This is a genomic window from Halosubterraneus shenae (genome assembly GCF_050510935.1).
Taxonomy (GTDB): domain Archaea; phylum Halobacteriota; class Halobacteria; order Halobacteriales; family Haloferacaceae; genus JBDGPU01.
In genome coordinates this window covers 18,320-27,197 of sequence record NZ_JBNLVO010000012.1, presented here as the reverse complement: position 1 = coordinate 27,197, position 8,878 = coordinate 18,320, and the positions used below count along the sequence as shown (strand labels likewise).

General features: G+C 52.5%; 9 protein-coding genes. 2 read left to right on the top strand and 7 right to left on the bottom strand.

From position 1 onward, the window contains the following. The 7 genes from ACQE3M_RS16320 to ACQE3M_RS16290 all read right to left on the bottom strand — a co-directional run. Positions 1-187 (bottom strand): toxin-antitoxin system TumE family protein (locus tag ACQE3M_RS16320; protein WP_430506582.1); only part of this gene is annotated, 187 nt, incomplete at its 3' end. 100 nt (positions 188-287) lie between these two features. Continuing rightward, on the bottom strand, positions 288-1,211 hold the full coding sequence (locus ACQE3M_RS16315; RefSeq protein ID WP_430506581.1) for a hypothetical protein: 924 nt from the start codon (positions 1,209-1,211) through the stop codon (positions 288-290). A 29-nt stretch (positions 1,212-1,240) separates the two neighbouring features. Further along, complete coding sequence (locus ACQE3M_RS16310) at positions 1,241-1,666, bottom strand: hypothetical protein (protein WP_430506580.1); 426 nt, start codon at positions 1,664-1,666, stop codon at positions 1,241-1,243. Further along, positions 1,663-2,463 carry a ParA family protein gene (locus ACQE3M_RS16305; RefSeq protein ID WP_430506579.1) on the bottom strand — a complete coding sequence of 267 codons (801 nt, stop codon included), beginning with the start codon at positions 2,461-2,463 and terminating at the stop codon, positions 1,663-1,665. Before ACQE3M_RS16305 ends, ACQE3M_RS16310 begins: the two co-directional genes overlap by 4 nt. 134 nt (positions 2,464-2,597) lie before the next feature. After that, on the bottom strand, positions 2,598-3,164 hold the full coding sequence (locus ACQE3M_RS16300; protein WP_430506578.1) for a hypothetical protein: 567 nt from the start codon (positions 3,162-3,164) through the stop codon (positions 2,598-2,600). Positions 3,165-3,176: 12 nt separating this feature from the next. Beyond that, the gene (locus ACQE3M_RS16295) at positions 3,177-4,289 is read right to left on the bottom strand and encodes a tyrosine-type recombinase/integrase (RefSeq protein WP_430506577.1); all 1,113 of its coding nucleotides are present in this window, start codon (positions 4,287-4,289) and stop codon (positions 3,177-3,179) included. After that, positions 4,274-4,678 carry a hypothetical protein gene (locus tag ACQE3M_RS16290; RefSeq protein WP_430506576.1) on the bottom strand — a complete coding sequence of 135 codons (405 nt, stop codon included), beginning with the start codon at positions 4,676-4,678 and terminating at the stop codon, positions 4,274-4,276. Before ACQE3M_RS16290 ends, ACQE3M_RS16295 begins: the two co-directional genes overlap by 16 nt. Positions 4,679-4,951: 273 nt before the next feature. Between ACQE3M_RS16290 and ACQE3M_RS16285 the strand changes: the two genes are divergently transcribed. Beyond that, positions 4,952-5,173, top strand: coding sequence for a hypothetical protein (locus ACQE3M_RS16285; protein WP_430506575.1), 222 nt, complete (start codon positions 4,952-4,954; stop codon positions 5,171-5,173). A gap of 782 nt (positions 5,174-5,955) precedes the next feature. Then, positions 5,956-8,877 carry a plasmid replication protein RepH gene (locus ACQE3M_RS16280; RefSeq protein WP_430506574.1) on the top strand — a complete coding sequence of 974 codons (2,922 nt, stop codon included), beginning with the start codon at positions 5,956-5,958 and terminating at the stop codon, positions 8,875-8,877. Position 8,878 lies beyond the last annotated feature (1 nt).

The following is an 8,878-nucleotide window of genomic DNA, read 5'->3' as shown; positions in this document are numbered from 1 at the left end:
CGACGCCGTGGGCGTCGTTTGCGTTGTCGTACCGGAGGATTTCTTCGTCAGCTGGGCCGAGGTACTGGAAGCTGTATTTGAGTCCCCCCGGGAACTGATCGCTTTCAGGGACGTCCCAGGCGAGTGCTTCCCAGCGGTCACCGGCTGGGAATTCATCGTCGTCCTCGAAGATCTTCCTAGCTGGCATCCAAGCACCTGCGTTGTCCACATAGGACAACACACCCGAGCCTCATAGCCGTTGTGGTAGAACAACATCACCACGATGCCGCAAGGATAAGCAGGCAGTCTTATCGCGGTTCCTCAATCTCGGTCAACGCCGCGAATACGCTGTTGCAACACGCGCCGTTCTCAGTGAATGCGTGGTACTCGAAGTCTGGCTCCCCAAGATACGTGAATGTCACCCACCCGTCTGAAAAATCGCTGATGTCATAGTACTCCTCGTCAAGCCACCGTCCAATCTCGAAGCTTTGTGTTATCTGCTCCTCCTGATACACTGCGAGCACCAAGACTACGTCGTCGTCAACCGCATCACGAGCGGGCCCAAACTTGTTTTTGAGTTTCCTATCAATCGAGTTCGTCGTTCGTGTCCCCATCCCCCACCCGAATCCCCCTTCCAATTCTGCGGCATAATCGGGTTTTGTAACTTCAATCCAGATATCCTGATCGTCGGTGGTGAGTCGAAGGTCAAAATCCTTCGAGTCACCGCCGTCAGAAAGAGTAGCGTTCATTGACACCTGCTCCGCACCGTACTTCTCCCGCAGGTGGTACAGAAGGTATACTTCGGCAAATACGGAATTGATCCGATCCACGTCACCCTTTCTGATTTCGTTCAGCCAATCCAACGTCGGGTCTGATTCAACGTCCACTGCGGTGAGGTACTTGTTTATTAGCTGGAGATCGGGACGTCTGAACTTCCCGAAAAGGTCCTCTCCATTAATCGGTGATTCGCCGAGTAGATCGTTGATGTTCGGATACCCACGCGGTGACGGGATTAGATGCTCGTGAGGGTACTTCGAATCTAACACGCGCTCGATACCGTACGCGTACAGCGTGTATGAGTAGTCTTCGACCGTTGCAGTCGGCTCACTGTCGCGGTGTACTTCGACTACCTCACACCCGAACCGGTGTTCGTACTCGGGTTCTGGTGCGTGAATATGAACGATGTCCCCGATGTCGTAAGGTTCGTCAGAGGGGGCGAATTCAGAAGTCAATTTGATATCCTACCTGAACTCCATCTATATCACGATCTGTGCTCTGAATCTGTTTCGATGCCAAGTCGGGCTGCTAAGTCCTCTTCGTGTTCAATAGCGAGGGCCACGACGGCTTCCATGAAGTCCGCGTGCTTCTCGATCCCTCCTTCACCGGCGACTTTCGACCGCCCATCCAGCTGCTCGTACAGCGAGTTCAACTGGCTTGCTTTCGCCTCAGGGAGGTACATCGGGATCTGACGGCGGTTCCGGGTTGAGTCCGGACTCGGATCTGGCCCCGGTTTCTCACTGGAACTAGTCTGACTACCTGAATAACCCGTATTATCCGAATTATCCGAATTATCCGAATCATTCAGGTTACTTGCATCACTCGTGTTGTCCGTAGAGTCCGAGTCACCCTCATTATCTGGTCGCCGGTCGTCGAAACGCTGCCCGAGTTCGTCCTTTGGATCGCTCATGAGAGGTCCTCCACGTGTGCTGCGATTGCATCGTACTTGTCGCGTAGTGCCTCTGCCTTGTCTGCATCCCATGCATAACCCGCATCACCGGGGTCGTAGGCAAACACGGATGTCCGGTACTCGATGGCGTGTTCAACGACAGCCCAGTCCGGAATCTCGAAGACGTAGTTCTCTCCGAATGTGTCGATAAACCAGTCCTGCATCTCGTTACTTACCCCGTCACGGCCGACCTCATTCAAGACAGCTGCGACAGTTGAGATGTTGACGTCGTCAAACTTGTCTTCCAGGGTGTCGATTTCGTCAAAGAGGATTTCGAGGGAGTCCTGTGCGATTGTGTTTGCGTGGGATGGGAAGAGGACGTTCTCAGCGGCCAGCAGCGCACCGTCTGCGAGCGGCCCGAGATTTGGCGGGGAATCAATCACGATATAGTCGTAGTCTGCCGTGAGCCGGTCAAGAGCAATTTTCAACGCCTCAACCCCACGGGCTTCGGAGTACAGATGCTTCTCCAATCTGAAGTTGCGTAAATGGGATGGCACGATATCGAACTCATCACCGGAAATGATCAACTCGTCAAGGTCGTCCAGGGCGAGCTGCCCCATCTCAGAAAGGACATCGTAGAGTGCGTACTCTCCCTCTCGGTACCGGTCACGATGACCGAGTTTGAGCGTTAGCCCACCTTGTGGGTCAGCATCAACGGCGAGTACGTCGTGGCCCCGGTTGGCGAGCGCTCCTGCGAGGTTGATGCTTGTTGTTGTTTTTCCCACTCCGCCTTTCTGCATTCCGACGTCAATCCTCACGCTACCACCTCTTGCATATCTCGTATAATACGGGTTTTACGGACCATTCGGATGTTGTATGTGTCTCGAATAATATAAACCTTCGTCAGATAACGTCTGTTTCGCGTGCGGAGACTCACCGATAATCTGTCCGCTTACCGGTACCGTTCTGGTGGATAGAAGACGATGTGTACTGTCGATCCGAGGCTGTACCACGACTTCGGGAGCACGGACACTTCCAGACCCCATTCAGCAGCGAATTCGAACAGGTCGAACCACATGTTATAGGGTGGTTCCTCGGCATCGAGGCGTTCGATGTTCCCTGGGTAGACATGCATGGAGTACACTGCTGGTTCACCGTCATCGAGCCAGAGTGTAGCGTGATCACTTGCTGGCGGCTTGTGAGGTGGTCCCTGTGGGTCTTCTTCGGCCTCGAACGGACTGTGGGGGCATTCCTCCGCACCTGTAATGAGACGGCGAATACAGGCTGTGTCAGCTGGCTCGTCTACGTCGAAGGCTTCGACGAACGCGTCGCGTTGGTATTCACCTAGGATTGAGCCGAGTGCACGCCAGATATCGTTCCAGGCTGGATCCTCGGGTTCATGATCAAGATAGCTGTGTATCGCTTCGCGGAGTTGTTGGTACTCTCCCCAAGACGGTATGGGTTCATTGGGTCCTGGAGTAGGCCAGTTATCGTTCGACGTATTATTGGAGTGATTCATGGTTGAGTAACATTACTTCCCTTCCGAATCTGTGAGCAGATTCGGTAGAGCATCTTCTAGTGCTTCGTGCATCCAGTGATTGCTTCCCCAACTCATCTGAATGTAATCGTCTCTGGTCTCGGAGGCGGAATCTCCTCGCAGATAGTCTATATAGTCGTCTTCATTACCGATTTCAATTTTATCTCTTTTCACGTTTGACCGGACTGCAGTCGAAAACCAATGACGGCACCAATGAGGCTTGACAGAACCCGGATCTTCAGGGTTATACCACCCATTTTCACCGGACCAATCATTGAATCTGCCTCTCAAGTAGCCACATTCAGGGCGGCTTCCAATAGGGGTGTTTCTTGACACACTAGTTATTGTGAATACTGGATTTGCTTCTGAATCGGGAATTGCTCTCATCGCCAAGTACCATACTAGCACTTCTTTTGCTTCTGAATCTAGGGGGACTATTCGGGTTGACTTTGGTTTATTCGAGTTCACTCTCACTTCTCCATTTACTTCGTCACCCGCGCTTATTGATGAATCAATGAAGATACTATCCGGTTTCCCGACCAAATCTGATCGTGGCTCATCAAGAATAGAACGAATCGGATGGTTCAGGTGAAGGTCCCGCTCATCAAGATTAGCTAGTTCACTAATTCTAAGACCTGTCTTCAAAAGAACGACGACCACCGCTAATGTGGGCGGATCTCTAATCTTCGAAATTGCCGTACGCAATTCATCGATTGGCACTTCCGTTCTGGAATTGGGTGTGGTTTCAAAATCATGTTTCTCTAGTGCTGTTCGGAACGGATTCCCCGCCATCAATCCTTTATTATTAAACCAGTCAACCATTGTCGCTAAACGACTGACATGGCCTTCAATCGTTGAGTCAAATTCGATTTCTGGGTGGTCTTCTAAGTATGATATATAATTGGATACAAGATTTGCATTTAAATCCGAAAATGACAGATTATTCTCTTTTAAATACTCATCTAGCTTCCGACCCGCAGCTCTGATGTTCTTACGCGAGCTTTTTTCAAGCTCAGACCACCGAAGATCAAGATAATACTCCCAAACGGTCTCTTCCGGTGTTTTTGTTCTGTGGTTCGATTCAAACTCAGCTATTCTTTCGTCCATACTTCCCATCCCTCTTGGGCGATTTTCGGGTCCTCAGTTATTTCCTCAGCTAACCTCTCGTCGATCTCATCAAGGACCTCTCCCTCCCGCATATTGAGCGCATCCTCCTTGCTATCTGGCAGGAGATCACGAATAGTTAGAGGTGTGTAGCTTCCCCCTTCGTCTCTTGACTTTTTATTCCGAGGATCCGTTTCAACGAAGGCCCTCATCCCCAGCGTCAAGAAGTACCGAATACCTTCGGACTGGTTATCGAATCCGTGGGTTTCGATGGCTTCCTGAATCTCCTCTAGTGTTGCTTCCGTAACCGCAACATTACGGTTCGTGAATTGGCTGTCCGGGTCTGAATCGGGCTTTATTGTGAACCCAACTTCGGGCATCCCTTCAGACATACTCAGTACCACTTACTGTATCGTGAAAAATGTTCCTGTAATAATAGGGCTTAGATCATATCGTGTTATTGTCGGTGTCTAATTCCCTCAATAGGCGGATTTTATATCCTCGAAAAGTGTTATTTTTATGAAACGCAAGACTGCGGAGGGATGGATAATATCCCAACAGAAGGATTTCTGGGGAAGTCCTATTATTGACGGTATTATATCGTACTTAGTAGTATTCAACACCCTCCCAGTAATACTAAGTATACTAGGATCCCACGGTTGGATATGAGCGAACAAGACGATAGAGTCGGGAACACAACAACGACTCAACTAGAATTTGGTCCACCAAAGTATGTAGCTACCATTCCTGAGCGAGCTCGGCGAATTCTTGGAGCGACAGATGACGAATTAGAGTATAAAAAAGGAGAGAAAATTGAAAAAGTGGTCGTTACGGCTGAACTGACAGTAGAAGAAGTATACACGAAGGATCTTGGGAGTGACTCGTAGAACTGTTGTTGGTTCTGGTAGGGAATTGAACCAAAGTCAAACTCTTAGGAACACTCCTATTGGATTGGGTAATTTTCAGTTTCCATTACCGGACGCATTAGGGGGCTCTATCCCCCGATGCGACTCGAAAAGGAATCCTCTCCTAGAGAGTGATCTGCAATCTGTGAATAGTGGTCTCCCAACCTCATCACACAATCATTTAAGTCATTCCGAATCACAAGACGAAGCAACAGCTAGGAAAACGAGACTCAACGAAGAAGCGGGTGCTTGGACACCTCCTGCTTCTTCCCGAACCGGCTTAAGCGTTTGCCTTCAGAGAGCCGCTGCTCTGTCGCTCTCGCCGCAATGCCGGCCGGTTGAGCTGTTCCAGCAACGCACAGAAATGCACATCCAAGACCACAATCACCAGGATTGCGCGCAAGCCCAGTTGCCTCTCCAGTAAACGATAGCTAAGACACACATGAATAGATCCAAACGACAGTCCGGGTACGAAGTTCCTAGGCCCCGTCCCGGATGCCGTATTGAAGTATCACTGCAGCGGACCAGTGGAGCCGGTCCTTGCCGTGGATGGAGCGGTATTATCGTAACGCTCCCGTCTACACCATGGAGGCGGAGGTTCAAGTCGGTTTTGGGACCTTCGTGTTCGCCGGTTTCCACGCAGTCCGCTCTACCTCTTCACGGACTGCATGCAAACGTCTAATCAACAACCAAGAATCCGGAAGGTCGTCCCCGGTGGTAGTCTATCTACTGCTGGACTCACAATCACGGAGGTCACACCTCGGGTGACGGAGTGGATGCCAGATCTCCTTGAGGGCCTCCTTCCGCGTAGCATCCGACTGGTCCGCAAGTTTGTCGCCGACAAAGATCCAGATGTACTCACGCACGCGCGATACAATCCTGTTTCCCGCCGTCTTCAGGAGGATATCCTGGGGTTCAACCACCAGGAACAGCACTCCACTTGGAGTGATGCAGAGGCTGAAGCAGTTGAATACGTTGAGTCACTCGTTGAGCACGCAGTCAAATACTACGACATAGACGACTCGGACGACCTCCCCAAATACCACCAGCGCCGGTATGACTCCCTCCAAGACAACCTCACCACAATCGGCACGGGACGTGGGCCTCTCAATGCTGGAATCGAGGCTCTCGCCAAAGGCCCCATCCAACTGCACGAGGAACTTGATGATACGCCACAACTCACGTTAGTCCTCGATGGAGAATCATGGTCAACACTATCTGACCGAGGGACAGGCGTCCGCGCACTTGCAGCAATTGCAGTTCTCGGCACCACCTGTGACGTACGTCTGGTCGTCTCACCGGCGTTAGACTCGGCCCTCGAACGACGCTACCCTAGCTGGTACGACGCGCACCTCCGTCTTACTGATACCCGAGAGACGTCCACTACAGAGCCACAGGGTAACGATGGACAACCATCGGCCGACCTGCTCAACGATGCATGGGAAGCCATGCAGGACCTCTCCGAAGAATCAGGGCGACTGCGCCTACTCGGGGAGATCCCCGTTGACAGCACCCGGGACTATCGTGACCTCAAGCAAGATGACGAAGTTGACGTGCAGGCCGGCACAGTCGGTCGCTACGTCCTTGATCTGGAGGACCTCGGACTCGTAGATATTGACCGTCGTGGCCAATACAACAGTGCGTCACTTACCGACCTAGGACAGGTTGCCGTTGAGCAGTACGTCACCCCGGACTACCGGATCATCCATCCGACCCAATCGACTTTGGAGACGCATCTTACGCCGACCCCTCAGCCTCAGGCAGGTACAGTGTATCCAGCGCGAATGAACACGATGGGAGGGGACGGCCCTGGTACAGCAGAGGACTGGATGGCTGCAACAGGGAACGCTGGTGAGGATGCCGACTACGTACAGTGGCTCAACGGCCCCTCCGGCGTCCTCGATGCATGGGGAATGCACCAGCGGTACCTTGCTGGACGCCGTGATCGAGGCGTTACTCTTGTCGATGACCGTATTGAGCATTTTGAGGATGGCCGAGTCTCCTATCTCAGTTGTTTTGATGATGAACTCCTTGTAGCCGCTCAGTGGGGCGGCCCCCTTCCCACGTTGGGACGTCTCGCGGGATCCTTACTCAGCGACAAAGCGTTGAGTAAGATCCTCACTCCTTCACGGCTTGGTTCCGAGTTCGGGGAAATCGATGATGCTGTGATCGATCAGTTGGATCGTGACGCCGGAGAGATCCTCCGTTGGGGCCACCAAATTGGATGGTTTAGCGAAGATGAAGAGGACTACGACGGATGGCGTGATCGCATCGGAGCTGTCCGCAGTCTGTGTCTGCAGCAGGTTGGAGAGCTCACGAACAGTGACGACGTTGAAGCGCGGACTGAATTGATGCGTGATCTGCACGGGCTCATAGCCTCAGCGACACAGCTGTACTACGCAGCTGGTGTAGACGTCACGATCAACATCCGAGTCCCGGATACGGGGATGCTCGTCAGCGATGAGCAACGCCTCAACGATTTCCTCGATTTCGCTCGATACACCGTCCCGAAGCAGTCCGTGTACGGCATTCACTCCGGGTACAGAATGCTCCTGGAGGACCGACCGACCAAGTTGAAACGACGTCTTCCATACGATGTGGACGAGGCTGACCCAACGATGCACCTGACGGCGTCGTGGGTTTTCTCAGGTCCAACGATGACCGATCTCCACGGCGATATCGAGCGGGCTATTGAAGAGGAAGCGAGCGAACTCCGCGAGGCCGTTGCGAACGGACAAGAGTCAGCACCGGTAATGGAAATACCCGTACAACTGGGGGACTCGTACTCTGCGATCCGAGATCTCGTCGAAAAATACGCGTCGGCGAAGAACTACCAAGTGGCTCACCGAGGAGACCTTCACGAAGAACAACAGGATCTCGAACGGCTCGTTAGGTTGTTCCTCCGTGTTCTCGGCACCGAAGATCGCCCACACAGAGCGTGTCCTCACGATGTGGCCGAGGCGATGCTCCATATCGCCCAATCCACCCAGAGTTACGACTTCATCACCGTTCGAGACATCTCGTACGGGCTGTCGAATCTCCCCACGGAACGCCTCTTGCCTAACCTCCCACCAACAGCGACGAAACTCCTCAAAACACTGCTTGACGCAGATAACTCAATAGGACGCTCTGAAATCATCGATACCGCGGATATCTCAGAGAGTAGTTACGACCGCTACATCAACGAACTCGCTGCTTGGGACATTATCGAACCCCGAGAAATCGAGGGTCACCGCCGCTGGGAAGCCCACTTAGAACCATGGTGGACACCCCAAAGTAACCGTGATGACCCATTCGCCGACCCGAACCCAGATACGGGTATATTCAATCCTGAGTACCCACGTGATGTCGCCAGTGCAGTAATGTGCCACCTCACCACCCATTACGACTTACCTGATCTCGAAACGACGTACATCGAGGGTATCCGTCCGGGAGACGATATCAAGAGACTCTTCGATGAGTACGACCGGCTCAGACGATGGTGGCCATTCCTCTGGGGTGCATTCGCCGATTCGGGCGAGCTTGAACGAGGCCCATCTGGTACAGCAGCCTCGGACTCCACCGTTGTTCGTCTTGGTCAATCTCCGGGGCCCGATGCAGCACAATCGAGTTTCCAGGACATTTCAGAAACAGATACCCAAAGAGATCGTCTCAGTCAACCGTCGCCAAGGCTAACTAATGACTGAC